Consider the following 25966-nt stretch of genomic DNA (forward strand, 5'->3'; position numbering starts at 1 on the left):
GGTCCGTCAGGCGGTGACCGTGTCTTCGTCCAGGCCGCACGCACCACGCAGTTCCCGCGCGATCTCGCCCCACACCGTGGCGTAGGAGGCGATCCCGGGAGCGGCGATCCATTCGGCGTCTCCGGCCTGCGCCTTCTGCAACGCCTCGGCGAACAGATCCTGGTAGCGCGACAGACGCGGCACGAACGCGGACACGTCGTCGAACACGTCCTGCGCCTTCTTGTCGAGGGCAGCGAGCGAATCGAGGTCGGCGCCGGAGACGAGTTCGCGCAGCGGGCCGTCGAGCTCGAGGAAACGCTCGTGGATCTCGGCGATCGAGTCCTCGTCGATGGACACCCGCTCGGCGTCGAGCTGGTCGCCGAGCTCGGCCAGACCGGCATCGGTCAGCGTGAACGCGCCGTCACCGGTCTCCTCCGCCTTGCCCTGTGCGAGCAGCGCGTCACGCGCTGCCGCCGCCGACGCGGCGGCGACGCCGAGCTGCGCAGCCAGGACGTCGGCCGTCACCTGCCCCTTCAACCGGATCGTCTGCAGCAGTGCCAGTTCGTCGACGTTGCCAGCGAAGGCCATCGTGTTCTCCTCGTGTGTGCGATAAGTCCAGGAGAAACCTACAACTCGAGAATCGTGGGCGGGGACGTCAGCGGGTCCGAACGCGAGGTGTCCTTGAGCGCGACCCCCGAACGTCCCAGCCGGTGCGCGCCGTCGACCAGCACCGACACCACCCGCGCCGCGTCCCGGTACCCGAGGCCGTCGGGCGGGTGGATGTTGGACACACAGTTCCGGTCGGAGTCGGCGCGACCCGGTCGGGGCCGGTGCGTGAGGTAGATCCCGAGGCTGTCGGCCACCGACAACCCGGGACGCTCGCCGATCACGACGACGAGGGTGCGCACGCCCAGCGCCTTCCCGATGTGGTCCCCGAGCGCGACGCGCGCGCCGGTCGCCACCACGGGCGGTGCGATGCGGTACCGGTCGGACAAGGCCTCGGCCAGTGCCCCCAGCAGTGGCACGCCGTGGTCGGTGAGGGCACGTGGGGACAACCCGTCGGCGAGGACGACGCCGATGTCCGCGTCAGTCCGGGCCACCGGCTCGAGCGTCTCCGGCACGCGGCCCAGGTCGGGGCGACGCAGGTACTCGCCGCGGTCGCGCACGCGACTGCGCACGACGGCCGGTGCGCCGAGCCCGACTCCGGCGACCCCCGCGGCGAAGGCGTCGACGTCGAGCGGTTCGTGCACCGCGTCCCGGGCGGCGGCGTGTGCGACCCGGAACTCGAGCACCCGCTCGGTGGGCAGCGAATCGCCGGCGCGGCCGAGGCCGATCCTCGCCTGGGTGCTGCGCCGCAGTTCGTCCCAGAAGTCCGTCATCGGCCGGTCACCAGTTCGCGTAGCGGCGACGAGTCCACGTCGGCGGGCAGGATCCGGCCGTCCGCGTCCGCCATGCCCAGGCGTTGCAGCCACGCCTCGAACTCGGGCGCCGGTCGCAGTCCGAGCACGCGCCGGACGTACAGCGCGTCGTGGAACGACAGGCTCTGATATCCGAGCATGACGTCGTCGGCGCCGGGGACGGTGATGACGAAGGCCGTCCCGGCGGCGCCGAGCAGGGTGAGCAGGGTGTCCATGTCGTCCTGATCGGCCTCGGCATGGTTGGTGTAGCAGACATCGACACCCATCGGCAGACCCAGCAGCTTTCCGCAGAAGTGGTCCTCGAGTCCGGCCCGGACGATCTGCTTGCCGTCGTACAGGTACTCCGGCCCGATGAAGCCGACGACGGTGTTCACCAGCAACGGCTCGAGATCGCGCGCGACGGCGTACGCGCGGGCCTCGAGCGTCTGCTGGTCGACGGGACGCCCGCCGGTCCCGAGATGGGCGCCCGCGGACAGGGCCGAGCCCTGACCGGTCTCGAGATACATGACGTTGTTGCCGACGGTGCCGCGGCCCAGGGCCCGCCCCGCCTCGTTCGCCTCCCGCAGCAGCGAGATGTTCACGCCGAAACCGGAATTGGCGCCCTCGGTTCCCGCCACCGACTGGAAGACGAGATCGACCGGCGCACCGGAGTTCACGAGGTCGAGCGTGGTCGTGACGTGCGAGAGCACGCACGACTGCGCCGGGATGTCGAAGCGCCGACGGATGTCGTCGAGCAGGTGCAGCAGGTCGGACGTCGCGTGCGGCGAATCGGTGGCCGGGTTGATGCCGATCACCGCATCCCCACAGCCCAGCAACAATCCGTCGAGCATCGCGGCCGCGATACCACGCGGATCGTCGGTGGGATGGTTGGGCTGCAGTCGCGTCGCGAGAGTGCCCGGCCGCCCGATCGTGGTCCGGAAGCCGGACGTCACCGTGATCGCGCGTGCCACGGCGATCAGGTCCTGGTTGCGCATGATCTTGCTGACCGCGGCCACCATCTCCGGGGTCAGACCCCGCGAGACGGCGGCGAGGGTCGCGGCCGCGTCGGGTGTCGCGGTGGTCGCCAGCAACCAGTCCCGGAAGCCGCCGACCGTCAGGTGCGAGAGCGGGCCGAAGGCGATCCGGTCGTGGGAGTCGACGATGAGGCGGGTCACCTCGTCGTCCTCGTACGGCACCACCAGGTCGTTCAGGAACGTCTCGAGCGGCAGGTCCGCGAGGAGCCACTGCGCGGCGGCACGCTCGGCATCGGATCCTGCTGCGCACCCGGCCAACTCGTCACCCGAACGTAGTGGGGTCGCCCTCGCCATGAGGTCGACCAGCCCGTCGAACGTGTGGGTGGTCCCGGAGATCTGCCGGCTGTATACGGTCACCCGACGTCCTCCCCCGCCTTCGCGACGACGAGCGGCACCGGCGACGGACCGGGGCGGGCGCCCCGCTCCCAGTCGATTCCGAGGATCGGTGCCACCCCCGCGAGGACGGTGAGTTCGTCGGCGCCGAACACCCTGCCGCGGCTGAGCAGCCGCACCCCCTCGGGTGCTTCGAGGCTGAATCCGGCGCCGCGGCCGGGCACGACGTCGAGCACCAACTGTGTGTGTTTCCACGCGTCGAACTGGGGGCCGGAGATCCACACCGGGACCGCGTCGTCGTCCTCGGGGTCGGACGCCGACGTCTCGCCGACACCGGCCCCCAGGTCGAGGACACCGAGCAGCACGTCCCGGTCGCCGACCACGAACTCCCCCAACGGGAAACACATCGGCGCCGATCCGTCGCAGCAGCCGCCGGACTGGTGCAGCATCAGCGGTCCGTGGACGTCGGCGAGGTGTCGCAGCAAGGCGGCCGCGGCCGCTGTCACGACCGCCCGGGCAGGCGCGGGACTCACGCGAAGTCCAGAACGATGCGGCCGTCGACCATTCCGCGATCGAGTTCGTCGAAGATGTCGTTGATGTCTTCGAGCCGACGGGTGTGCACGGTGGGGTGGATCGACCCGCGAGCGTAGAAGTCGAGCGCCTCGGCCATGTCCTGGCGGGTACCGACGATCGACCCGCGCAGGGTGAGTCCTCCCAGGACGGTGTCGAAGATCGGGGTCGGGAAGTCCCCGGGAGGCAGTCCCATGAACGTGATGGTGCCGCCGCGTCGGGCCATGCCGATCGCCTGCCTGAACGCGGCCGGATTGACCGCGGTCACCAGCACCGCGTCGGTTCCGCCGGTGGCCTGCCGAACCCGCTCGACCGGGTCCTCCTCGAACGCGTTGACGAGCACCTCGGCGCCGTAGCGGGCCGCGAGCGCGAGCTTGGAATCGGCGACGTCGACCGCGGCGACCCGCAGCCCCATCGCCGTCGCATACTGCACCGCGACATGGCCGAGCCCGCCGATGCCGGAGATCGTCACCCACTGACCCGGTATGACGTCACTGACCTTGAGCCCCTTGTAGACGGTGACCCCGGCGCACAGGACCGGAGCGACCTCGATGGGATCGGCGCCCGCCGGAACCCGTGCCGCGAAGCGGGAGTCGACCAGCATGTACTCCGCGAATGAACCGTCCACGGTGTAGCCGCCGTTGATCTGCTTCTCGCACAGCGTCTCCCAGCCGGTGCGGCAGTACCGGCACTCGAGGCACGACGACCACAGCCACGCGTTGCCGACGAGATCACCGACCGCGAGTTCGGTCGCGCCCTCCCCCAGTTCCACCACCTCGCCGTAGCCCTCGTGTCCCGGGATGAACGGTGGCTCCGGTTTGACCGGCCAATCGCCCTTGGCCGCGTGCAGATCCGTGTGACAGACACCGCTCGAGCGGACCTTCACGAGCGCCTGGTCGCGGCCGGGCCGCGGTATCGGCACCTCCTCGATGGACAGGGGCTTTCCGAACTCGCGGACGACCGCGGCCTTCATCGTCTCGGTCATGAGAACCTCCGATGGTGTGGGGCGCGGCGCCCGCGCGGACAACACCTGCGGGCGACGCGCGCTGTGCTGTCGGATCGGAATCGGATCAGAAGAAGCCCTGCGCCCCGGGCGCGTAGCTGACGAGCAGGTTCTTGGTCTGCTGGTAGTGGTCGAGCATCATGTGGTGGTTCTCGCGGCCGATTCCGGACTGCTTGTAACCGCCGAACGCCGCGTGCGCCGGATACTGGTGGTAGGTGTTGGTCCACACCCGGCCTGCCTGGATGTCGCGTCCGGCCCGGTACGCGACGCCGCCGTCACGCGACCACACGCCGGCACCGAGACCGTAGAGGGTGTCGTTCGCGATCGCGATGGCGTCGTCGTAATCGGCGAACGACGTCACCGACACGACCGGGCCGAAGATCTCCTCCTGGAAGATCCGCATGCCGTTGTCGCCGGTGAAGATCGTCGGCTGCACGTAGTAGCCGTCCGCCAGGTCGCCGCCCAGTTCGGCCCGCTCACCGCCGGTGATCAGCCGGGCGCCCTCGTTCGTGCCGATCTCGATGTACGACAGGATCTTCTCGAGCTGATCGTTCGACGCCTGCGCGCCGATCATCATCTCGGTGTCGAGAGGATCGCCCTGACGAACAGCCTTCGTGCGCACCGCGGCGAGCGCGAGAAAGTCGTCGAATATGTCCTTCTGGATCAGTGCACGCGACGGGCACGTGCACACCTCGCCCTGGTTGAGCGCGAACATCGTGAAGCCCTCGAGCGCCTTGTCCTGGAAGTCGTCGTCGGCGGCGAGGACGTCGGAGAAGAAGACATTGGGGCTCTTCCCGCCCAGTTCGAGTGTCACCGGGATCAGGTTCTGCGACGCGTACTGCATGATCAGCCGGCCGGTGGTGGTCTCGCCAGTGAACGCGATCTTCCTGATCCGCGGGCTCGACGCGAGCGGCTTCCCGGCCTCGGTGCCGAAACCGTTGACGATGTTGACGACACCCGCGGGGAGCAGGTCGCCGATGAGCGAGAACAGGTACAGGATCGAAGCCGGCGTCTGCTCGGCGGGCTTGAGGACGACGGCGTTCCCGGCAGCCAGGGCGGGGGCTAGCTTCCACGTCGCCATGAGGATCGGGAAGTTCCACGGAATGATCTGCCCGACCACGCCGAGCGGCTCGTGGAAGTGGTACGCGACGGTGTCGGAGTCGATCTCCGAGAGCGAGCCCTCCTGCGCGCGGATCGCGCCCGCGAAGTAGCGGAAGTGGTCGATCGCGAGCGGAATGTCGGCATTGAGGGTCTCGCGGATCGGCTTGCCGTTGTCCCACGACTCCGCGAGCGCGATCTTCTCGAGGTTCTGCTCCATCCGGTCGGCGATCTTGTTCAGGACCACTGCCCGCTCGGCCACCGACGTCTTACCCCAGGCGGGCGCGGCGGCGTGGGCGGCATCGAGCGCGAGGTCGATGTCCTCGGCCGTCGACCTCGCGACCTCACAGAAGGACCTTCCGGTGACCGGGGTCGGATTCTCGAAGTACTGCCCCTTCGCCGGCGCCACCCACTCGCCACCGATCCAGTTGTCGTACCGCGATTCGAAGGACATCAGGGCGTCGGGCGAACCCGGGCGGGCATATACGCTCATCGAAGACTCCTGTCTGTGCTGTCACCTCCCCACGCCGGGGTGTGATATAGGACACTAGACACGCCGACGTTGCGACCACGCCGGATCAAAGGTCACAACTGCGCGGCGGACGGGTGCGCGGACGTCCGAGCCGTCCCCCGGAAGCTGCCGGAATCGCGATGTCGGAAACCGCGCCCAACCCGGCATTCCTCTGGCTAATGTGCGAATGAAATGAAATACGTTTCACCGGCCGAGTCGCGTGGTTCTGAAAGGAATGCTGATGCAGTTCAATCTGGCGGATGTCTTCGAAACGGTCGCGGCGGCAGTCCCCGACCGCGTCGCGCTCACATACGAGGGCGAACACCGGACGTACGCAGAGTTGGATGCCGAGGCGAACCGGACGGCACAGCTATTCGCACAGTCCGGCATCGGGCCGGGCGAGCACGTGTCGCTGTTCATGAAGAACAGCGTCGAGCACGTCACGTCACTCCTGGGACTGATCAAGATCCGCGCGGTGCCGATCAACGTCAACTACCGGTACACCTCCGCCGAACTCGAGTACATCTTCACCAACTCGGACTCGGTCGCGGTGGTCGTCGAACTCCCTGAGCATCAGCGCAACCTCGCCGAACTCCTCGGTGCCTGCCCGCAGGTGCGGACCGTGATCGTCGTCGGTGAGACCACCGACGAACTGCGAGCGGCAACCGACGCGCGGTCGATCGCAGTGGTTCCGTTCTCCGACATCCACGACCTACCGCCCACCGCGGAGTTCGACACGCGAAGCGGCGACGACCAGTTCGTCCTCTACACGGGAGGCACCACCGGATACCCCAAGGGCGTCATGTGGCGCCAGGACGACTTCTTCCGCAGGCCACTGTCCTGTGGCAATCCCTACGGTCCGGAGCCCCGTAAGGACCATGCCGAGATCGCCGCTGCGGCAAAGGAGTTCCCCGACCGCGCCTACCTGATCGCCGCACCCCTTATGCACGGCGCCGCACTGAACTCACTGTTCACGTTCTTCACCCTCGGCGCGCGGGTGGTACTCATGCAGAACTTCGACCCTCGCAAGATGGTCGAGGCGATCGAGAAGGAATCACTCCAGGTGATCCTCATCGTCGGCGACGGGATGGGCCTGCCCCTGGTCGACGAGATGGAACGCCGCCAGGGTGAGATCGACTTCAGTTCGCTGGCCTCGATCACGTCCGGCGGAGCGGTCTGGTCGGTCAGCGTGCGGGAACGGATGCTCGCGATCAAGCCGGACCTGCTCCTGCGCGACAACTTCGGGGCCTCCGAATCCGGCAACGACGGCTCGTTCACCATCGACGAGAACGGCACCCTACGTATGGCACCGTCCCCCAACATGATCCTGGTCGACGAGGGCCTGAACCAGATCCCCGCGGGGTCCGACCAGGTGGGGTACATCGCCCGTATCGGCAACGTCCCGCTCGGTTACTACAAGGACGAGGAGAAGACGGCACGCACCTTCCCGACCCGCGCCGACGGCACCCGCATCTCGGTGCTGGGAGACATGGGCACGATCGAGGCGGACGGCACCATCGTCTTCCTCGGACGCGGATCGCAGTGCATCAACACGGGCGGCGAGAAGGTCTTCGCGGAGGAGGTCGAGGCCGCCCTCCACGCGCACCCCTCGGTCGCCGACGCCCTCGTCGTACCGGTGCCCGACGAGCGGATGGGGCAACGGGTCGCGGCAGTGATCGCGGTGTACCCCGACGCCGCGGAGCTGACGCTCGACGACGTCCAGGAGCACTGCCGCAAGACGCTCGCCGGATACAAGGTCCCGCGCGCCATGGTGTCCGTCGACGAGGTCAAGCGGACCCCTGCGGGGAAGGCCGACTACCGGTGGGCCACCGCGATCGCGTCGTCGGAATCGATAGGGGCACAGGGCTAGTAGCCCGCACCGAACCGTCGGTCGAGCATACGCAGGAGGGCCTCCACCTGCGTATGCTGCGGCGAGCCGTGATCGAGTGTGGACAGGTAGGCCACCCACGCGTCGCGGTCGTGACGACCGTGGATCGAACTGGTCCACGAGGCGAGCAGACGCGCATCACCACCACGCAGGACCGTCGCCTGCACGCGCATGCGCAGTTCCTCGCGGACGTCCTCGATGCCGGGCGCATCCGAGCCCGTCAACACCGGGCCGTCGTACAGGCGCAGCGCCGACTCGAGATCGCCACGATCGAGCATCGACCGCACGTCGCCGACGTCGGACTCGAGCGGCGCGAGCAGGCGGTACGGTCGTGAACCCAGCCGGTTGGCACCGAAAACCTTACGTAGACGCGACATCTCGACCCGCACGGTGACCGAATCGAGTTCGGTCTCGTCGAGCAGCACCGCGAGATGATCCGCAGCGAGACCCTCGGGGTGTTCCGCGAGCAACAGCAGGATCTCCGCGTGCCGGCGCGACAGATCGTGCCGCTCACCGTCGAGGACCAAGGCCGGGCGCCCCGACCCGAGCACCTCGAGGCGGGGCACCGACGTCGACGGCGGTCGCGGGGCCGCCAAGGCCTGCAACCGCATTTCCGCCTCTGCCGCCGCAACCGTGGCACGGACGAGGGCGAGCGCCTCCGGCACCGCCACCCGGGGTCCGCCGGTGATGTCGAGCGCACCGATCACCCGCCCCGTCACCGGGTCGTGGATCGGGGCCGCCGAGCAACTCCACTCGTGGCACGCGCGGTTGAAGTGTTCGGCCGCGTAGATCTGGACGACGTGGTCGAGCGCGAGTGCGGTGCCGGGCGCGTTGGTACCCACGCGGTCCTCGCTCCAGTCGGCGCCCTCGACGAAGTTGATGCTCAGCGCGCGGTCCTTCGCCCACGAGTCGCCGTCGACCCACAGCAACCGGCCACGGGCGTCGCTGAGCGCGACGAGCAGACCGGTGTCCGCGGTGTCCTCGACCAGCAACTGTCGCACCACCGGACGGATCGCGGACAGCGGATGCGCGGCCCGGTGCTGCGCGAGTGCGGCACCGTCGAGTGCCACCGCGTCGTCGACGACGTCCGGACTCACTCCGCTCCCACGGCTACGCAGCCACGACTCTCGGACGACCGACCGGACGGCATCGGTTTCGGTTTCGGTTTCGGTTTCGGCGTCGACCGATTCAACAAACAGTTGATGCGCCGATGACGTCCGTTCCGCGAGCACCGCGAAATCGTCGCCGGGGCGCAACGCAATCCACGGATTGCGTGGGCCGAACTCCTGACCTGTCATCGACTCCCTCCATCAACACCAGACGCTACTGTAACGCCACTCACATGAAGGTATGGGCGCGTTCGGCAACCATGACGGCGGTGGCGTGCGGCCCACGGCTCGGCACCGACGGCAGGATCGACGTATCGACGACGTACAAACCGTCGATTCCGTGGACGCGACACCGCTCGTCCACCACCGACGACTCCTCGTCGACGCCCATCCGGCAGCTCCCCGACAGGTGCAGCGACGTGCCGAGATGGTCGGCCAGCCAGTCGTCGGACGTCTCGATCCGCTCGGGTTCGAGCAGCCTGCTCATCGGCCCGGAGTGCATGAGGTCGGCGGCGTGGGCCACCCCCGATCGCAGCGCCTCCCGGTCCCGCTCCGATTCGAGATACCGGTACGACACGGTCGGCGCATCGCCGGGGTCGGCCGACACGAGGCGGATCTCGCCACGGCTGCGCGGCTTCATCAGCACCACTCCCAGACAGGGCTTACCGATTCCCGATCCGGGAATCAGATCACCGAATGCCGCCGTGTAGGGCCGCATTTCGATGTCCTCGGTGTTGAGCGTCACCTGCAGGACCGGAGTCCGCGTGGTTCGGGAGACCGGGCGCCGGTACCGGTACGGCAGCACCACCTCGGGATGGTCACTGAACTCCGAACCGACCGCCGGTAGATTCGCGACCACCGGAATTCCCAGCGTCGTCAGATGTTCCGCGTCGCCGATCCCGGACAGCATCAACAGGTGCGGCGTCGCGACGGCGCCGGCGGTGAGCACCACCGTCGACGCCCGAATCGTCCCCACGCGCCCGTCGGTGGTGACCTCGAGTCCCACTACCCGTGTACCGGAGAACAACACCCGGGTGACGGTGGTGTCGGATCGGACGGTGAGGTTCGGCCGGTCCAGATTCGGCAGCAGGTAGGCCGACGCCGGGCCCACCCTGACGCCGTCGCGGATGTTCAGCGGCACCGGGCCGATGCCGTGCGACCCGGGCGCGTTCTTGTCGGGGTCGTCAGGATGTCCCGCGGCGTGCGCGACGTCGGCGAACGCCGCGCTCACCGGATGCCAGCGATCGGCGGGCTCGCGACGCACCGGAATGGGGCCCGTCGTGCCGTGCCACGGACCGTCGAAGTCGGCGTCGGACTCGATCGTCCTGAAGTACGGCAGCACGTGTTCGTACGACCACGACGCCGGCCAGTTCGCGAAGTCGTCCACCTGCGCCCGCACGAAGTACCCCCCGTTGACAGCGCCCGAACCGCCGAGCACGCGTCCACGCGCGATCCAGCCCGTGCGGCCTCTCGTCAACTCCACCGGGTACGGCCAGATCCAACGACTGTCGGGCCCCACCGGAAGCACACCCGCGTCGACGAGTTCGGGCGGGAACTCGGCGGGAATCCGATGGCCCGGACCGGATTCGACGAGCAGAATCCGACGGTCGGGGTCCTCGCTGAGCCGTCCGGCAACCACGCTTCCGCACGAACCGCCGCCGATCACGACGACATCCGCCGACGCTGGAATCTCCCGGATCTCCGGGCTGCCCCGGTCCACCGTCAGCTGCCGATACGCGGCGTCAGCGCCCGCAGGTCACGGGCACGGGCGGCACCCTGCCACAGCCCAGCGCCGTACGCGACGTCGTCGAGACGTTTGAACGCGGTGTGCCGCACCGGCCCCAGCCCGCCGGGCTCGCGGTGCGTCGACCAGTCCACGACGCCCTCGGTGACGGCGACGACGAATGCCAGTCGCCGGATCCGCCGGGACAGCAGGACCGCGAGCAGCGTCACCGGCCAGTAGTGCCGGCACATCGCGGACGCGAGCTGCCACACGCCACCGACGAACCCACGGGCGGCGAGGATCGCGGCGATGCGTGTGGGCTGATCCAGCTCGCGGAACGTGCGGCGCAGACGCAGCATCGTCACCAGCAGGGTGGCGATGCTGCCGAGCAGCCCGATCCGGGTGCATGTCGCCGCCGCGAGGACCGCGAACAGCGTCCACTTCGACATCGAGACCGGCGGCACCATGCCCTCGTGCCGGGCCGCGAGCGGCGCCGCCCCGGTCCCGTAGAACAGCTTGCGGGTGAACCACTTCCCGAACGAGACCCGGTGGTCGTGGGCGACGTGCGCCACGGGCTCGTAGCGCAGGCGCCAACCGCCCTCCTGGAGCCGCCAGCACAGGTCGACGTCCTCGGCGACGTGCATCGACTCGTCGAAGCCGCCCACCTCGACGAGGACGTCCCGTCGCACCAGCATCGCGGCGCTCGGCACGTACGACACCGGGCTGCCGGAGCGGACCGCCGCCTCCTTCCGCCCGAGGTCCAGCGACGACCTCGCGTGCTCGTAGCGGGCCAGCATCGACCCCTCGGGTTCGAGAGCGACGATCCGCGGCGCGACGAGCGCGACCGCAGGATCGCTGAAGTGACCGAGCATCCGTTCGAGCCACCCCGTCTTCGGCAGCACGTCCGAATCCAGAAACGCCACGAAAGGCGTTTCGGCGGAGCGCAATCCGGTATTGCGGGCCGCGGCAGGACCGCGAGAGGTCTCGTGCCGCAGCAGCGTCACGTGCGCCGTGCACCCCGAGAGGTCCGGCAGCTCGAGCGGGGTGCGCGAGCCGTCGTCCACGACGACGACGTTGAGCCCCTTCAGCGCCGGAACGAGCCGGGCGATGCCGTCGACGTTGTCCCGCAGCGGCACCACGACGGTGACGTCGCTCGGCGACGGAGTGGCCATGGGACGCGGGTTCGCGACGCCGGAGTCGAGGAGACGCCGCGCGACCACCGCGGTCTGCGAGTCGACGACCTCGAGGTAGCCGTCCCCGATCATCGCGGCAGCGGCCGGCGCGAGCTTGAGCATTCGCATCGGTGAGCCGCCGATCAGGACCCTGCCTCCCGAGTAGGCGCGCACCTTGGGATCGATACGGATCCCGAACCCGTCGGGCAGGCGAGCATGCTGCATCAGACGATGGTAAGGCTCGATGCGGTAACGGGCAGAACTTGCTGCAAAAAACCCGGACGAATCGCCACACCCGTCACACGAGCCGCCCGTCGGGTCGCAGGGACCAGCCCTCGATTGCCTCGTCAGCCCGGCGAACGAGATCGGCGAACAGCCGCTCGCCCTCCTCGGCGGACGCTCCGGCGGGGTCCCCGAGGATGCCGTTGGGGGTCGCGGCGAGCATGCCACCGGACCGCAGCTGCGGCATCAACTCGACGATCGGTGCAGTGTTTCCCGACTCGGCCCGGTCCATCGCGACGTCGCGCGGTGAAAGGTGCAGCAGCAGGGATGTTTCGGTTCGACCCGCGTGCGCGTCGGCGCCGGGTATCGCGCACGGCAGCCAGGCCACGTCGCGGCCCTCGTAGCGCAGCAGCTCGACGGCCTTCACCAGCGCAGGACCGTTACCGCCGTGCCCATTGACGAACACGACGCGCCGCGCCCACCGACACACCGACCGGCCGTACTCCACGAGGAGGGTCTCGAGCGCGCCCGAGCCGATGGAGACGGTGCCGGGAAACCCCTCGTGCTCCCCGCTCGCGCCGTACTCGATCGCGGGCGCCGCGACGACGTCGGTGAGGGAACGAGTCACCGCCGACGCGATCCGGGTGTCGGTGTCCAGCGGCAGATGCGGGCCGTGCTGCTCGAACGAGCCGACCGGCACCGCGACGGTGAGCGCGTCCCGGGCGACGTCCGGCCACGGGGTGGAGGCGAGGTCCATCGGTCGATCGTAGGCGGCTCGTTTGCACGCGAACCCGATCCACCCACCGTTCTGTCTTGCGCCAAGAAGTTGGCAGGGTTCAGGCGGCGTGTGGACACGAGAGCTTCGGCTGCGCCTGCGACGGTGGTGGCGCGAACACCTCGGCGCAGAAGCGCAACTACCACTCCGCCGCCGCCTCGCCGCCATCCTGCACTGGCTCACCACCGACCATTCGCAACACCCTCCGGGAGCGATCGTCGAGTGCTCGGGACAGATTGCAGGTCAGCACTTTTCGGCGGGCACTGCGGTTCCTACTCAAACCACGGGACCACGGCGTGCGTCACCGTGTCGTCGACACCGGCCGGAGAGACAACGAGCTCGAAGACCGGGTCGTCGTCGGACGCGAACTCGCGGAGCAGGATCCGATATCGTCCTGCGGGGACCGAGAGTCGGGAGTCGGGATCGTCGGGCTCCGGTCGTTCATCGTCGAACTGCGCGGCCATCGTGAGTTGCGTGTAGTCAGTCAGCCAGACGCCGTCGGCCGCGTCGATCACTCCTGCCGCTTCCCGCTCGGCCCGCTGCGACGACCCCTCCGCGACGATCCGCAGCTCTCCGCCTGCGGCATCGGGACCCGCGTAGGCGACGAACAGTGCACCGCGGCTCATCTGTTCGGCGAACCGCGTCAGGAGCTCGTCCAACCCCCAGTCTGTACCGACGAATCCGTCGTAGGGGCCTGCGGCGACAAGGCATATGAACCCGTCCTCGTCCACGGAGGTGATACGCGGGAAACCGGGCACACTCATGCGTTACATGGTAACCAGCGGGGCACCAATACAGGTTTGGCAACACACCTATGATTTCGTAAATGACTTGGACACCTGCAGCATTGACGATATACGCGCCCGCCCAACGCGTTGGTGGAGATCGGCTGGCGACCATTGACGCTGCTCGAGCCGCCGAGTCAGTTCGACAACCAGCCATGTGGTCCCGAGGACGATGGCAACCGGCCACCAGGCGGCTACGGCTCATCGGATACCTCCTTTGAGCGGATCGAGCCCCTCGCACACAGCCCGTCCAGGCTGACACCACGCCCACAGATCGCCACGCCTACCGCGAACTCCTCGACGACGCCGACGTCGCCTGGATGCCGTGGGTGGGGCCGCTCACCATCGATACCGCCCGCCGCATCGCCTGCGACTGCACTCTTACACCCGTCCTCATGGACGATGGCGCCCCACTCGACCTCGGCCGCACCACCCGCACACCACGAAGGTCGCCACCCAGGTTCACACCACCGAGTTCGATCGACCCCCACAAGAAGCCGATCCCGGCGCACAACAGAGCGGGCCCTCAGGCTGCCTGAACACGGGATCTACAGCGACACCGCCACCTGATACCCCTCGAGCACCGCGGCGTGCGAGCGCCGCGGTGTGACGGCGTCCCCGATGCGATGCACCTCGAACGGGACGGAATTGCTGCGCGACAATGCTTTCCACAGACCTTCGTCGGGTTCCTGGTGGATCGCACACACCACCCAGTCGAATCCGTCCGTGCGCGAGTCTCCGGTCAGGTGGTACTCCATCGCCACCCGCAGCCGGCCCGATTCCCCGACGACACCGACGACCCCGACGTCGGTCCACTGTTCGATGCCGGCGCGGTGCGCGCGCCGCTGCCACCCCTCCATGTCCAGGGTGACACCGAGGTCCTGCGCGACGCTCATGCCGGGCGACGCGATCGTCACCGCGCACCCGCGCGCTGCCAAGGTCTCCGCCACCGACGGCCCCTGCTGGAAACCGAGTTCGTCCACCACGAGAACACGGCCGTGCGGATCGGCCCGCCCCTCGAGGACATCGCGGGCATGGACGACGCGTGTGCACTCTCCCGCCCACCACGGCCGGACCGGACGCGCGCCCGTCGCCACGACGACGACATCCGGCGCCAGTTCGCCGAGCATGTCCACGCCGACGTCGACCCCCGTCTCGATCCGCACGCCGCGGCGCTCGCACTCCCCCGCCAGGTTCCACACCAGATCGCCGAGTTCACCGCGGCCGGCCGCCGAGGCCGCCACTCGCATCTGCCCACCCAGCACGCCCGACCGCTCGTACAGCGTCACGCTGTGCCCACGCTCGGCCGCGGTCGCTGCGGCAGACAACCCGGCCGGGCCACCGCCCACCACCACGACGCGACGTCCGGGCATGCGCGGTCGCGGCAGCGGCACCGATTCCCTACCGGCACGCGGATTCTCGACGCATCCGAGCCACCGCCCCAGCCCCATACGTCCGACGCATTCCTGATTGCACGACAGGCAGGTGCGGATCTCGTCGGCGGCACCCCGCCGCGCCTTCGCCACGAAGTCCGGGTCGGCGATCTGGCCGCGCACCACACCGATCAGATCGCAGCGCCCCTCGACCAGGGCCCGCTCGGCCTCCGCCGGTTCCTTCAGCCGCCCTACCCCGACCACCGGCAGCGAGACACCGCGCCGGATCGCGTCGGAGATGTGCAGCGCATACCCGCGTGGTGTCGCCATGGACGGCTCCACCAGATGCAGAGTCTCGGTCGCCACGCCCATCGTGGTGTTGATGTAGTCGACGGCGCCCGTCGCCTCCACCAGTCGCGCCACGGTCACCGCCTCGTCCAGCACGATGCCACCGGAAACCTGCTCGTCGCCCGAGAGCCGCACGCCGAGAATGAGATCCGGCCCGATCGCCGCACGCACCGCCGCGATCACGTCGAGCAGGAACCGCGCACGGTTCTCCACCACACCGCCGTAGTCATCGGTCCGCAGATTCGTCTGCCGAGCGAGGAATCCGCGGATCAGCGACGACTGCGACCCCTGCAGTTCGACACCGTCGAATCCACCATCGCGGCAGTGCCCGGCAACGGTGGCGTAGCCGGCGACCAGCTCGGCGATCTCGTCTGCTGCGAGAGCCTTGGGCACCTCCCGGAACAACGGGTCCGGCACCGGGCTCGGCGCCCACAGCGGGCGGCGGGAATACATGCCCGACCCCTGACCGCCGTTGTGATTGAGCTGCGCGAGGATCACCGTGCCGTGTCCGTGCACGGCATCGGTGATCCTGCGGTATCCCTCGACCACCTCGGGGCGGTACCCGTGAATCACCTTCTCGTACGGCCAGTCCGAGGGGTGGACGCACTGCTCCTCGGTGACGATCATCCCCGCTCCGCCGGCAGCCCGGGCCGCGTAGTACGCGGCGTGCTGCTCGGTGGGCAGGCCGGCGCACGCGTAGTTCGTCAGGTGCGCGGTGAACACGACCCGATTGGCCAGCGTTCGCGAGCCCAGGCGGAGCGGGGAGAACAACATCGGATACTGCCCGGTCAGACCTTGGTGTTGCCCTGGTCCAGAGCCACCTGACTGGCCGTGACGGTCTTGGAGCCGTCACCCGCGAGCCACAGCACCGCATCCGAGATGTCGTCCGGGTCGGCGATCGGCTTCTCGGTGAGAATCGGCGCGAAGTTCGGCCCGTAGTGCGGGTACTGCTGCAGGATCACGAGGCTGCCCTGATCGGTACCCATGTGCGTGTTGACGCCGTACGGGTGGATCGAGTTGACGCGAATCCTGTACTCGCCCAGCTCCTTCGCAGCAGCCTGAGTCAGGCCGACGAGACCGAACTTCGACGCCGCATAGTGCGCCTGCCCGGGAAGCGCCTTCATGCCGGCGACGGAGCTGACGACGATGATGGAGCCACCGTTGCCCGCCTCGATCATCGCCGGCACCGCCGCCTTGAGGGTCTTGAAGGAGCCGGTGAGGTTGATGTCGATCAGCGTCTCCCACTGCTCGTCCGACATCTCCCAGAAGCGGTTCCAGTTGCAGATGCCGGCGTTGGCGACGACGATGTCGAGCCGGCCGAACTGCTCCACACCCGCGTCGACGACGGCCTTCAGCGCCGCGCTGTCACGGACGTCGGCCTCGCGGGCGAAGATCTTGGCGCCCTCGGCCTCGACGAGGCGAACGGTCTCCGCGAGGTCCTCGGACGTCGCCGCGTCGTACGTGTTGTCGTCCGTGACGGACTTGCACACGTCCACCGCAATGATGGATGCGCCCTCACGCGCCAGTCGCACGGCGTGCGTGCGACCCTGGCCGCGCGCCGCACCCGTGATGAAAGCAACCTTGCCGTCGAACTGCCCCACAGTGTTCTCCTAACGGTCGACTAACGTGAACCGGCGCCGAGACGCCCCTGACAACTCCGCGAGGTGACCCTCGCGGACAGCTTCGAGCACGGACCGGGGCGCGACGCAGTCGCCGATCCGCTCGTCCTGCGGACCACCCGCGCCCACCGACTCGTTCGGCAGTCGATGCGAGCAGTCCACGAATACTGCGCACGGTACGCGGGTCCGCACGCCCGTGAACCGGTTCTCCAGCAGCACTTCTCCCGCGGCGGCCGACACCGGGATCGCCGCGAGATGCCGCGCGACACCCGCCCGCTGCACGCGCGCGTTCGCGCCGACCAGATCACCGGTGGGCCCAAGCCGGGATCCGATCAGCTGATCGGGCGTCGCGATCGCCACCTCGCGGTCCTGCTCGGCCAGCCACAGCGCCACCGACACCGCGACGGGGCCACCGACGGGGTCGAACAGCACGACGGGCCCGGGTTCGAGCACCGCGCCCGCCAGCACATCCGCCGCGGTCACCGCCTGCACCCCGGCACCGACGGGGCACGGCGCGGGTCGCGGGCTGCCGCCGGTCGCGAGTACGACCAGCGTCCCGGCGGCACGGGCCTCGGCCAGTTCCGCGGCGCCCAGCTCGATGTCCGTCCGGATGTCCACCCCGAGCCGACGGCATTCCGCCTCGAGCCAGTCGACCAACATCGCCAGCCGCACGCGCCCGGCCCCGACGGCCGCCGTGCGCAGCATGCCGCCGGTTCGAGCAGCTTTCTCCGTCAACGTCACCCGGACGCCGCGCTGTGCGAGCGCGCGCGCCGCCTCGAGGCCCGCCGGACCACCACCCACCACGAGCGCCGACTCCACGGCGACGACAGGCTCGGGATCGACCGTCTCGTGTCCGGCCGACGGGTTACCGATACACGTGACGATCGGATTGCGCGGATCGCGGACGAGGCACGTCTGATTGCACAGCACGCACGGGCGCGGCACGAGGCCGTCCCGAACCCGCGCCACAAGGTCCGGGTCCGCGATCTGCGCACGGGTCATCTCGACCAGATCGGCGACGCCGTCGTCGAGGGCGCCCTGCGCCTGATCGGCACCGACGACGCTGCCCTGCAGCACCACCGGGACGCGTCCGCCTGCGGCCTCGCGCATCGCCCGGCACAGCTCGACGTTGAATCCGGGCTCGCTCTGCATGTCCGGCCGGTAGGCGGCGGTGGTGAACGGACCGCCGCGCACGACCACCAGCAGGTCCACTGAATCGGACAGCGCACCAACCTGTTCGGCAGCCTCGTCGGGGGTGACACCGGCCCAGGGAGCGAGTTCGTCGCAGCAGAGTCGCAGCGACAGGATCCGACCGTCGCCGAGTTCGGCGCGCACCGCGGAGATCACTTCGCGGGTGAGGCGCAGCCGGTCGGCGCCGTACGGGTCGGCGCGACGGTTGGTGAGTCCCGAATGGAACTGGCGCAGCAGGGAGAAGGGGCCGGCGTCGAGTTCGACCCCGTCCACCCCTGCGGCTGCTGCGACTCGCGCTGCCGCCCCGAAACCCTCGACGAGCGACTCGATCTGAGCCTGTTCCATCTCCATCGGCAGCTCACGCGAGATCGGGTCCGGGAACCGGGACGGCGCCCACAACGCGGCCTGCGACCACGCGCTGGACCCCTGCAGGCCGGTGTGCCCGAGACCCGCCAGCACCAGCGTTCCGTGCGGCCTGCACGCGGCGACCACGTCGGCCCAACCTGATCCGCATCGGGCCGCCAGCGGGGCGCGCTCGTACGGCCAGTCGGACTCGTGCACGGACGCGGTCTCGGTGACGATCACTCCGGCGCCGCCGCGGGCCCGCCGCTCGTAGTACGCGCCGTGGCGCGGCGACAGCGCACGGCCGTCACCCAGATTGGTCTCGTGCGGGCCGAACAGCACCCTGGACGGGACATCGTGCCCGGCCAGGGTGAACTGCTCGGTGAGGTTGCCGCGCATCGGGTCGTGTCCGACGCGAGGGTTCTAGCCGACGCCCAGGTCGCGACGGAATCCCTCGGGCACCACCAGGTCGGCGGGGCTCAGATCCTGAATCGACTTGTGACCCAAGCCCAGCACGGCGGAATCGATGCCGCCGCGCAGGATGTCGAGAACGTTCTCGACACCGGCCTGACCGTTGGCCGAGAGGCCCCACAGGTACGCGCGACCGATCATGACTGCGCGGGCACCGAGCGCGAGCGCCTTGACGACGTCACTGCCGCGGCGGATGCCGCCGTCGAGCACGACCTCCATCTGGTCACCGACCGCCTCGGCGATGGCCGGCAGCGCGCGGATCGGGGCCGGGGTGCCGTCGAGATTGTTGCCGCCGTGGTTCGACACCGAGATCGCCGAGCAACCGGCGTCGAGGGCGCGCTTGGCGTCGTCGACGCGCATGACGCCCTTGAGCATGAACGGTCCGCCCCACTGCTCACACAGCCACGCGACGTCGTCCCACGTCGGCAGCGGCGTGCCCATCCACTGGCCGTACGCGCCGAAGAAGGTGGGCGGCTGCTGGCCCGGCGCCGCCAGGTTGGGCGTCGTCAGATCCGGGACCTTGCCCGTCTTGGCGAACTCCCACAGCCACTTCGGGCGGGTGATGCCCTCGGGCGCGAACTGGAACATCGCCTTGAGATCCATCTTCTCGGGGATCGACGGGCTGCCCCAGTCGCGCCCGTTGGAGAAGGACCAGTCGAGCGTGATGATCAGGCCGGTCGCACCCGCGGCGCGGGCGCGCTCCATACGCTGGAGCAGAGTGTCGCGGTCGCCCACCCAGTACATCTGGAAGAAGGTCTGCGGGTTGGCCGCGGCCACCTCCTCGATGGACTTGCTCGCGAACGAGCTGAGCCCGATCGCGGTGCCCCGGGCCGCCGCGGCGCGCGCGACCGCGACCTCGCCGTCCGGGTGCACTGCCTGTACACCGGTGGGCGAGATCATGACAGGCATCGAAATGGGCTGGCCCATAACGGTGGTCGACAGATCTCGCTCACCGCTCAGCCCGGCGACGTGCGGCGCGAACCCCAGTTCGGTGAATGCCGCAATGTTGTCATCGACGGTCAGACCCTTCTCGGATCCGGCGACGAGCGCCGCATACACCGACTTCGGCAGGCGCTTCTTCGCCCGCCGCTGCGCCTCTGCGACCGTCTCGAACCAGGCACTCTTGGCCATGTCAAACCTCTCGTACTGCGGTAGATATTGTTCGTCTATTCCATTCCGGCAAGCGGGTTTTCATCACAGATCTTGGCCGGCGGACGCATGAGCAGGGTGAGCGGAACCGGTGCCTTCGGCGTGCGACGCTCGGCGCGTTTTCCGGTCCGCGAATGGTCCTGGCTGGACTTGGGCACGCTGCGGTCGGCCGCGAGTGCCGACTCTCCGTAGCCCTGGACGCACTCGGGGTCCGGGCCGTCCATCGGCAGGCCCGTGAAGAACTTGGCCGCCATGCAGCCGCCGCGGCAGGAGTCGTAGTGGTCGCACTTGGCGCATGCGCCCCCGGTCTGCGGCGACCGCAGATCCTGGAACAGCTCCGAGTGCTGCCACACCTGCTGGAAACCGCCGTCGGAGACGATGTTTCCGGCGAGGAACTGGTCGTGGATCGCGAACGGGCACGCGTAGACGTCGCCGATCGGATCGATCAGGCACACGACACGGCCGGCGCCGCACAGGTTCAGCCCCGGCAGTGCGTCACCGTACGCGGACAGGTGGAAGAACGAGTCACCCGTGAGCACGCCCTCGCCGTTCGCGACCAGCCAGTTGTACAGCTCGCGCTGCTGCTCCTGGGTGGGATGCAACTCGTCCCACACGTCGGCGCCACGGCCGGACGGACGAAGTCGCGTAATGCGCAGCGTCGCACCGTACTTGTCGGCGAGCGCCTTGAAGTCGTCGAGCTGGCTCACGTTCTGGCGCGTGACGACGACCGAGATCTTCGCGTCCTTGAACCCGGCCTCGGCCAGGTTCTCCAGCGCACGGACCGCCATCGCGAACGAACCCGGGCCGCGCACCGCGTCGTTCACCTCGGCGGTCGCACCGTCGAGGGAGATCTGGACGTCGACGTAGTCGCTCGACGCGAGGCGCTGTGCCACCTTCTTGTCGATCTTGACGCCGTTGGTGGAGAACTTCACGCCCACCTGGTGCTCGGTCGCGTAGTCGACGAGCTCCCAGAAGTCGGAACGCACGGTGGGCTCACCGCCACCGATGTTGACGTAGAACACCTGCATGCGCTGCAGTTCGTCGATGATCGACTTGCACTGCTCCGTGGACAGCTCACGCGGATCCCGGCGCCCCGAGGACGACAGGCAGTGCACACAGGACAGGTTGCAGGCGTAGGTGAGTTCCCACGTGAGGCAGATCGGCGCGTCGAGACCGAGTTCGAACTGGTCGACTAGTCGACCCACGGCAGGGGCGGGCGGCTCGAGAACTGAGGTCATGGGGCTGCGTCCTCACATCGGGGATGTCTGGTTGGGTGCATGTGTGGAGATGAGGCAGAGATCAGGACGGCACGATCATGTGCGAGTCGGCCAGGGTCTCGAGGGCGCGCAGGTACGGCCGGGCCGCATCCTCCTCGATGCCCTGAGCCGACAGAGCGGCCCGGACGTCCGGGTGCTCCGGCAGGGATTCGACGATCGCGACGATGGTCCGGTTCTTCAGGAACGAGAGCTTGCGCGTTCCGAAGTGGTAGAGCAGCGCCCCGAAAGGTTCGGGGCGCAGCGCCACCTGCGGGTGAAGCTTCCATGCCGCGTCGAGATCGATCGTGCCGGCCGACGAGCTATTGCCGGCGGCTGGTGTGGACACGATCAGTACACGCCGCACATACCGTCGATGGAAACCTCTTCGACGAGGGACTCCTCGACGAGCGAGCTCTCGTTGGCAGAAATGACACTGTCGCGATCGGACATCGATTCCTCCTCCAATTCGGACCCCAGGAGCGGAGTCTGCGGTCATAGTGACGTCTTCACTGTGACTCGACTCACCACTGTAATGGCATCGGGTGCACAATGACTAGTGAAGGAGGCCACACAGGTGCGAACTCGCAGGAGCCCGTCGTCGCGGATCGGTAGGAGACCGACCACGACACGTGACCGCATCGCGGCGGTCGGCATCGACCTGTTCGCTGCCCGCGGGTTCGACGACACCAGCGTCGACGACATCGCCGAAGCGGCGGGAATCGCGCGACGCACGTTCTTCCGGTACTTCCCGTCCAAGAACGCGGTGCCGTGGGGCGACTTCGACGCGCACATGTCGGAGATGCGCACCCTGCTCGCGGAAATGCCCGACGACATGTCCATCCTCGACAGCCTCGTCTCGGCCGTGCTGGCGTTCAACACCTTTCCGCCCGAGGTCGCGGCCGGTCACCGTCGGCGCATGGAACTGATCTTCGTCGTGCCGGCGCTGCAGGCGTACTCGGTGGTGATGTACGACGGCTGGCGCAAGGTGATCGCCGAGTACGTCGCCGGGAGACTGGGGCTCGCGCCCACCGATCAGCTCCCCAAGACGGTCGGCTACCTGCTGCTCGGCGTCGCACTCGGGGCGTACGAGACGTGGCTGACCGACGAGTCGCTCGACCTGATCGACCTCATCGCCCAGGGCAGCCGGGTGCTCTACACCGGCCTCGCCGACCTGCACGAACCACTCCTGAACGGGGCCGCCCACCATGACGCTTGATTCGCTCGCCCCCTGCGCCCCGGGCCGGTGGTCGCACGACCACGTCACCGTCGAACGCATCCCGAGCGGGCCGATCACACTGACCCGGAGCGGGGATTCCCTGCACGTCCGGCACGCACTGGGCCCCGAGGCCCTCAGCGAACGACTGGTCGCCGAGGTCACCACATCGATCGGGGACGCCGACTTCGGCCAGACGGAGTTCGAGCTCACGATGGTGGGCCTGGTCCGCTCCACCGTGCCGGACGCCCTCGAGTCGTGGACCGTCTACTACCGCAACTCGCTCGAGGAACTCCTCGACGGCACCGCGGACTTCGCGCCGATCCACGACATGGCGGCCGAACTGGTCCGCGGGAGCGTCCTCGACCTGGGCTCCTGCTTCGGGTTCCTGCCGCTGCGCCTGGCCCGCGCGGGCGTCCCGGTCACCGCGACGGACATCCTGCCGGGCACCATGACGCTGCTCGACGCGGTCGCGCCCCGCCTCGGCATCCCGATCTCCACCCTCGTGTGCGACGCCGCGAACGTCCCGGTGCCCGACGACAGCGCCGACACCGTCACCGCAGTCCACCTGCTCGAGCACGTCGATCCCACGACGGGCGCCGCCGTGCTCACCGAGGCCCTGCGCATCGCCCGTGAGCGCGTCGTGGTCGCGGTCCCGTACGAGGACGAGGCCACCGCCTGCCACGGCCACGTCCGCACGTTCGACGCCGACACCCTCCGCGAACTCGGCAGATCCACGGGTCGCCCCTTCGAGGTCTTCGACCACCACGGTGGGTGGCTGGTCCTCGAGGCCTGATTTCTCGAGAGCCCCGACATCGCGCTCGAGAACGCTCCCGATCAGCGGGAGCCGGAAGCAGAGAATTACCATCGCCCCGGTAGCGTCGCTACGCTGCTACGCTGAAACTAGAACACGTTCTAAACTGATCCACGAGAGGACCAGAGTTCGCATGACCACTATCGACGTGCCGCACAGCTCTCGATCCGCGGTGCTCACCGTGTCCGGGGTGATCGAGGAGACCCCCGATTCGCGGTCGCTGGTCTTCGACGTCCCCGCGGACATGAAGAGCAAGTTCCAGTACAAGCCCGGCCAGTTCCTGACGCTGCGCATCCCGAGCGACCTGACCGGCTCGGTCGCCCGCTGCTACTCCCTCGCGAGCTCGCCGTTCACCGACGACGCGCCCAAGGTCACCGTCAAGCGGACCGCCGAGGGCTACGGCTCCAACTGGCTCTGCGACAACGTCTCCGTCGGTGACCAGATCGAGGTGCTGCCGCCGTCGGGCGTCTTCACCCCGAAGTCGCTCGACCACGACTTCCTGCTGTTCGGCGCGGGCAGCGGCATCACCCCGGTGATGTCGATCCTCAAGTCGGCGCTGACCGAGGGCAAGGGCAAGGTCGTCCTCGTCTACGCCAACAACGACGAGAGCTCGGTGATCTTCGCGGCCGAGCTGCGCGAGCTGGCCGCCAAGTACGCCGACCGCCTCACGATCATCCACTGGATCGTGAGCCTGCAGGGCCTGCCGTCGGCCGCGCAGTTCGCGACGCTGGCGGCCCCGTTCACGTCGCACGAGGCCTTCATGTGCGGCCCCGGCCCGTTCATGGACACCATCCACGCCGCCCTGGCCGACGCCGGAATGCCGCGCGCGCAGGTCCACGCCGAGGTGTTCAACTCCCTCGCCGGCGACCCGTTCAAGGACGTCGAGCTCGAGGAGGTCTCCGAGGAGGAGGCCGCCGACGCCGCGACCGTCGAGATCGAGCTGGACGGCGAGACCCACAGCTTCGCGTGGCCGCGCAAGCAGACCCTCGTCGACGTCATGCTGTCGAAGGGCCTGGACGTGCCGTACTCCTGCCAGGAGGGCGAGTGCGGTTCGTGCGCCTGTACCGTCCGCGAGGGCGAGGTGTCCATGGATCACGCCGGTGTCCTCGACCAGGAGGACATCGACAACGGCTACATCCTGGGCTGCCAGGCCAAGCCGGTGAGCGATCACCTCAAGATCGAGTTCTGATACTCGGTTCGAGTCCTTCCGAGAGGCCCGATTCCACCGTCCGGTGGGGTCGGGCCTCTCGCTTTCCGGCGGTGTCCGGCGCCGTCCTGCTCGGGGCCGAATGTCAGATCGGTTCAGTCCAACTGGACCCATGTGACATTCGGTCACCGTTTCGTGCCCTGAACTGCACAATCCTGCAACAAGAGTGCAATCCGGACATATTGATCGGCCGGTCAGTCAGCGTGACACTGAGGTGAGGACACAATCCTTTCCGAGGAGGCTGGACATGAAGGCATCAACTCGTTGGCAGGACTACGCGGCTGTCATCATCGGCGCCTACGCCGCCCTCTCACCGTTGTGGCTCGCCACCGACAGCGGCGCCCGGTGGTCGCTGATCGTGCTCGGCGTGCTCGTCGCCCTGGCCGGCCTGGCGAGCATGGCGCGGCCCGGGATGGCCGCGGTCGACTACGCGATGGGCGTGTTCGGCGTGCTGATGTTCATCTCCCCGTGGGTCATGAACTTCAGCTCGATGACCGGGGCATCGTGGACAGCCTGGGTGGTGGGAGCACTGACCGTGGTGGTCGCCGTCGCCGGGTTGCCGGCGATGAGTGCCCGGATGCACGGGCACGGCGGTGTCGCCGCGCACTGAGAGACGCCGACAAGCACCGACAAGCACCGACAGGCACCGACAGGCACCGACAGGCACCGACAAACGAAACGAACGCACATCCGACAACCTCACGAAACGTCGGTGGGGTGGGGGCCGAAGCCCTCACCCCACCGACGTTCTACCGGAGACCCCCGATGCCGCAGCGACGGCGCAGCGCCAAGATCGACGGTGACGCACGCGAGAAGATCCTCGACGCCGCGGAATCGCTGATCGCGGAGCGTGGATTCGACGCCACCTCGACCGCCGCAGTGGCCGCGGCCGCCGGGGTGCCCAAGGGCCTGATCTTCTACTACTTCGCAACCAAGGCCGACATCCTCACCGCGCTGCTGGCCGAACGGTTGCCCGCCGAGCCACTCGAAGACGTCGACCCCCTCGTCGCGCCCGGCGACCCGGCGACCAGCCTGGTCAACCTCGACAACGCTCTCAACCTGCGTGACGATCACTCGTCGCTGATGCGGGTGATCATCTTGCGGGAGGCCGAGACGCACCCGGACATCCGTGACCACCTGCGACGATTCCGCTCGTATCTGCACGACGCGACGGTCCGCGTGTTGCAGGCCAGTGCCGCCGGCCCGGTGCAGCCGGGAACCCTGCGGGCCTGCGCGAACGCGTGGGTCGCGGCGATGTTCTCGGCCGCCCGCAATGACCGGACGCGCGACCTCGACGACGTCCCGCGGCGCCCGGGCGACGAGTTGGGCAGCGTTGCCCGGGTGGTGGCAGCCGGGATGGTCCAGCTCGGCTGACGCGACCGGA

24 protein-coding genes are annotated in these 25966 nt (G+C 68.7%); 6 read left to right on the forward strand and 18 right to left on the reverse strand.

What is annotated here, in order from left to right; all coding sequences use genetic code 11:
* Positions 1 to 6 precede the first annotated feature (6 nt).
* The 6 genes from J2X34_RS00625 to exaC all read right to left on the reverse strand — a co-directional run bounded on the left by J2X34_RS00625 (position 7) and on the right by exaC (position 5907).
* The gene (locus J2X34_RS00625; RefSeq protein WP_114718821.1) at positions 7 to 567 is read right to left on the reverse strand and encodes a hypothetical protein; all 561 of its coding nucleotides are present in this window, start codon (positions 565 to 567) and stop codon (positions 7 to 9) included.
* A gap of 38 nt (positions 568 to 605) precedes the next feature.
* The gene (gene eutC / locus J2X34_RS00630) at positions 606 to 1358 is read right to left on the reverse strand and encodes an ethanolamine ammonia-lyase subunit EutC (protein WP_429515857.1); all 753 of its coding nucleotides are present in this window, start codon (positions 1356 to 1358) and stop codon (positions 606 to 608) included.
* Complete coding sequence (locus J2X34_RS00635; protein ID WP_429516164.1) at positions 1355 to 2704, reverse strand: ethanolamine ammonia-lyase subunit EutB; 1350 nt, start codon at positions 2702 to 2704, stop codon at positions 1355 to 1357. The genes eutC and J2X34_RS00635 overlap by 4 nt, the downstream gene beginning before the upstream one ends.
* Before the next feature lie 59 nt (positions 2705 to 2763).
* Complete coding sequence (locus tag J2X34_RS00640; protein ID WP_114718818.1) at positions 2764 to 3276, reverse strand: DUF779 domain-containing protein; 513 nt, start codon at positions 3274 to 3276, stop codon at positions 2764 to 2766.
* Entirely contained in the window at positions 3273 to 4298 is a 1026-nt protein-coding gene (adhP, locus tag J2X34_RS00645) for an alcohol dehydrogenase AdhP (protein WP_429515859.1), read from the reverse strand. Before adhP ends, J2X34_RS00640 begins: the two co-directional genes overlap by 4 nt.
* 85 nt (positions 4299 to 4383) lie before the next feature.
* Positions 4384 to 5907: an acetaldehyde dehydrogenase ExaC gene (exaC, locus tag J2X34_RS00650; protein ID WP_429515860.1), complete on the reverse strand. Its 1524-nt coding sequence runs from the start codon at positions 5905 to 5907 to the stop codon at positions 4384 to 4386.
* Positions 5908 to 6166: 259 nt separating this feature from the next.
* Here exaC and J2X34_RS00655 point away from each other — a divergent pair, with 259 nt between their 5' ends.
* The gene (locus tag J2X34_RS00655) at positions 6167 to 7795 is read left to right on the forward strand and encodes an AMP-binding protein (protein WP_429515861.1); all 1629 of its coding nucleotides are present in this window, start codon (positions 6167 to 6169) and stop codon (positions 7793 to 7795) included.
* Here the strand turns inward: J2X34_RS00655 and J2X34_RS00660 are convergent.
* The 12 genes from J2X34_RS00660 to mftA form a co-directional block, all read right to left on the reverse strand.
* Positions 7792 to 9111: a GAF domain-containing protein gene (locus J2X34_RS00660; RefSeq protein WP_114718815.1), complete on the reverse strand. Its 1320-nt coding sequence runs from the start codon at positions 9109 to 9111 to the stop codon at positions 7792 to 7794. The two genes, J2X34_RS00655 and J2X34_RS00660, sit on opposite strands and share 4 nt — an antisense overlap.
* A 40-nt stretch (positions 9112 to 9151) precedes the next feature.
* A complete protein-coding gene (mftG, locus tag J2X34_RS00665) occupies positions 9152 to 10642 on the reverse strand; it encodes a mycofactocin dehydrogenase MftG (RefSeq protein ID WP_258557617.1) in 1491 nt (496 codons plus the stop codon).
* Positions 10643 to 10644: 2 nt separating this feature from the next.
* The gene (gene mftF, locus J2X34_RS00670; RefSeq protein ID WP_174912421.1) at positions 10645 to 12042 is read right to left on the reverse strand and encodes a mycofactocin biosynthesis glycosyltransferase MftF; all 1398 of its coding nucleotides are present in this window, start codon (positions 12040 to 12042) and stop codon (positions 10645 to 10647) included.
* A 73-nt stretch (positions 12043 to 12115) separates the two neighbouring features.
* Positions 12116 to 12796: a mycofactocin biosynthesis peptidyl-dipeptidase MftE gene (gene mftE, locus J2X34_RS00675; RefSeq protein WP_114718813.1), complete on the reverse strand. Its 681-nt coding sequence runs from the start codon at positions 12794 to 12796 to the stop codon at positions 12116 to 12118.
* A 290-nt stretch (positions 12797 to 13086) separates the two neighbouring features.
* Positions 13087 to 13578 (reverse strand): hypothetical protein, encoded by a 492-nt coding sequence (locus J2X34_RS00680; RefSeq protein WP_429515862.1) that lies wholly within the window; start codon positions 13576 to 13578, stop codon positions 13087 to 13089.
* A gap of 569 nt (positions 13579 to 14147) precedes the next feature.
* Positions 14148 to 16094 carry a mycofactocin system FadH/OYE family oxidoreductase 2 gene (locus J2X34_RS00685; RefSeq protein ID WP_114718810.1) on the reverse strand — a complete coding sequence of 649 codons (1947 nt, stop codon included), beginning with the start codon at positions 16092 to 16094 and terminating at the stop codon, positions 14148 to 14150.
* A gap of 14 nt (positions 16095 to 16108) precedes the next feature.
* Positions 16109 to 16921, reverse strand: coding sequence for a mycofactocin-coupled SDR family oxidoreductase (locus J2X34_RS00690; RefSeq protein ID WP_114718809.1), 813 nt, complete (start codon positions 16919 to 16921; stop codon positions 16109 to 16111).
* Positions 16922 to 16930: 9 nt separating this feature from the next.
* Positions 16931 to 18871 carry a mycofactocin system FadH/OYE family oxidoreductase 1 gene (locus tag J2X34_RS00695; protein ID WP_114718808.1) on the reverse strand — a complete coding sequence of 647 codons (1941 nt, stop codon included), beginning with the start codon at positions 18869 to 18871 and terminating at the stop codon, positions 16931 to 16933.
* 24 nt (positions 18872 to 18895) lie between these two features.
* Positions 18896 to 20074 carry a pre-mycofactocin synthase MftD gene (gene mftD, locus J2X34_RS00700; protein WP_429515864.1) on the reverse strand — a complete coding sequence of 393 codons (1179 nt, stop codon included), beginning with the start codon at positions 20072 to 20074 and terminating at the stop codon, positions 18896 to 18898.
* A 35-nt stretch (positions 20075 to 20109) separates the two neighbouring features.
* The gene (gene mftC / locus J2X34_RS00705) at positions 20110 to 21330 is read right to left on the reverse strand and encodes a mycofactocin radical SAM maturase (protein WP_174912435.1); all 1221 of its coding nucleotides are present in this window, start codon (positions 21328 to 21330) and stop codon (positions 20110 to 20112) included.
* Between the two features lie 61 nt (positions 21331 to 21391).
* Entirely contained in the window at positions 21392 to 21712 is a 321-nt protein-coding gene (gene mftB, locus J2X34_RS00710) for a mycofactocin biosynthesis chaperone MftB (RefSeq protein ID WP_397484269.1), read from the reverse strand.
* Positions 21697 to 21798 carry a mycofactocin precursor MftA gene (gene mftA, locus J2X34_RS00715; protein WP_103143061.1) on the reverse strand — a complete coding sequence of 34 codons (102 nt, stop codon included), beginning with the start codon at positions 21796 to 21798 and terminating at the stop codon, positions 21697 to 21699. The genes mftB and mftA overlap by 16 nt, the downstream gene beginning before the upstream one ends.
* A gap of 124 nt (positions 21799 to 21922) precedes the next feature.
* Here mftA and mftR point away from each other — a divergent pair, with 124 nt between their 5' ends.
* From mftR to J2X34_RS00740, 5 genes are all read left to right on the forward strand, one after another.
* Positions 21923 to 22564 (forward strand): mycofactocin system transcriptional regulator, encoded by a 642-nt coding sequence (mftR, locus tag J2X34_RS00720; protein WP_174912438.1) that lies wholly within the window; start codon positions 21923 to 21925, stop codon positions 22562 to 22564.
* Positions 22554 to 23357: a mycofactocin oligosaccharide methyltransferase MftM gene (mftM, locus tag J2X34_RS00725; protein ID WP_429515865.1), complete on the forward strand. Its 804-nt coding sequence runs from the start codon at positions 22554 to 22556 to the stop codon at positions 23355 to 23357. Before mftR ends, mftM begins: the two co-directional genes overlap by 11 nt.
* Positions 23358 to 23508: 151 nt before the next feature.
* Complete coding sequence (locus J2X34_RS00730; RefSeq protein WP_114718803.1) at positions 23509 to 24564, forward strand: ferredoxin--NADP reductase; 1056 nt, start codon at positions 23509 to 23511, stop codon at positions 24562 to 24564.
* Positions 24565 to 24829: 265 nt separating this feature from the next.
* Positions 24830 to 25192, forward strand: a complete 363-nt coding sequence (locus J2X34_RS00735; RefSeq protein ID WP_429515867.1) for an SPW repeat protein — start codon at positions 24830 to 24832, stop codon at positions 25190 to 25192.
* A 155-nt stretch (positions 25193 to 25347) separates the two neighbouring features.
* Entirely contained in the window at positions 25348 to 25956 is a 609-nt protein-coding gene (locus tag J2X34_RS00740) for a TetR/AcrR family transcriptional regulator (protein ID WP_114718801.1), read from the forward strand.
* Positions 25957 to 25966: the final 10 nt, after the last annotated feature.

The sequence above is a fragment of the Rhodococcus sp. BE178 genome (assembly GCF_050433545.1).
Lineage (GTDB): Bacteria > Actinomycetota > Actinomycetes > Mycobacteriales > Mycobacteriaceae > Prescottella.

What these genes read in the sequence shown, in the direction of transcription:
- J2X34_RS00695 (WP_114718808.1), bottom strand. Translation starts at nt 18,871, where the DNA reads ATGCGCGGCAACCTCACCGAGCAGTTCACCCTGGCCGGGCACGATGTC.
- eutC (WP_429515857.1), bottom strand. Translation starts at nt 1,358, where the DNA reads ATGACGGACTTCTGGGACGAACTGCGGCGCAGCACCCAGGCGAGGATC.
- J2X34_RS00730 (WP_114718803.1), top strand. Translation starts at nt 23,509, where the DNA reads ATGACCACTATCGACGTGCCGCACAGCTCTCGATCCGCGGTGCTCACC.
- mftM (WP_429515865.1), top strand. Translation starts at nt 22,554, where the DNA reads ATGACGCTTGATTCGCTCGCCCCCTGCGCCCCGGGCCGGTGGTCGCAC.
- mftD (WP_429515864.1), bottom strand. Translation starts at nt 20,074, where the DNA reads ATGGCCAAGAGTGCCTGGTTCGAGACGGTCGCAGAGGCGCAGCGGCGG.
- J2X34_RS00680 (WP_429515862.1), bottom strand. Translation starts at nt 13,578, where the DNA reads ATGAGTGTGCCCGGTTTCCCGCGTATCACCTCCGTGGACGAGGACGGG.
- J2X34_RS00660 (WP_114718815.1), bottom strand. Translation starts at nt 9,111, where the DNA reads ATGACAGGTCAGGAGTTCGGCCCACGCAATCCGTGGATTGCGTTGCGC.
- mftA (WP_103143061.1), bottom strand. Translation starts at nt 21,798, where the DNA reads ATGTCCGATCGCGACAGTGTCATTTCTGCCAACGAGAGCTCGCTCGTC.
- exaC (WP_429515860.1), bottom strand. Translation starts at nt 5,907, where the DNA reads ATGAGCGTATATGCCCGCCCGGGTTCGCCCGACGCCCTGATGTCCTTC.
- J2X34_RS00740 (WP_114718801.1), top strand. Translation starts at nt 25,348, where the DNA reads ATGCCGCAGCGACGGCGCAGCGCCAAGATCGACGGTGACGCACGCGAG.
- mftE (WP_114718813.1), bottom strand. Translation starts at nt 12,796, where the DNA reads ATGGACCTCGCCTCCACCCCGTGGCCGGACGTCGCCCGGGACGCGCTC.
- mftC (WP_174912435.1), bottom strand. Translation starts at nt 21,330, where the DNA reads ATGACCTCAGTTCTCGAGCCGCCCGCCCCTGCCGTGGGTCGACTAGTC.
- J2X34_RS00735 (WP_429515867.1), top strand. Translation starts at nt 24,830, where the DNA reads ATGAAGGCATCAACTCGTTGGCAGGACTACGCGGCTGTCATCATCGGC.
- mftF (WP_174912421.1), bottom strand. Translation starts at nt 12,042, where the DNA reads ATGCAGCATGCTCGCCTGCCCGACGGGTTCGGGATCCGTATCGATCCC.
- J2X34_RS00635 (WP_429516164.1), bottom strand. Translation starts at nt 2,704, where the DNA reads ATGGCGAGGGCGACCCCACTACGTTCGGGTGACGAGTTGGCCGGGTGC.
- J2X34_RS00655 (WP_429515861.1), top strand. Translation starts at nt 6,167, where the DNA reads ATGCAGTTCAATCTGGCGGATGTCTTCGAAACGGTCGCGGCGGCAGTC.
- adhP (WP_429515859.1), bottom strand. Translation starts at nt 4,298, where the DNA reads ATGACCGAGACGATGAAGGCCGCGGTCGTCCGCGAGTTCGGAAAGCCC.
- J2X34_RS00625 (WP_114718821.1), bottom strand. Translation starts at nt 567, where the DNA reads ATGGCCTTCGCTGGCAACGTCGACGAACTGGCACTGCTGCAGACGATC.
- J2X34_RS00685 (WP_114718810.1), bottom strand. Translation starts at nt 16,094, where the DNA reads ATGTTGTTCTCCCCGCTCCGCCTGGGCTCGCGAACGCTGGCCAATCGG.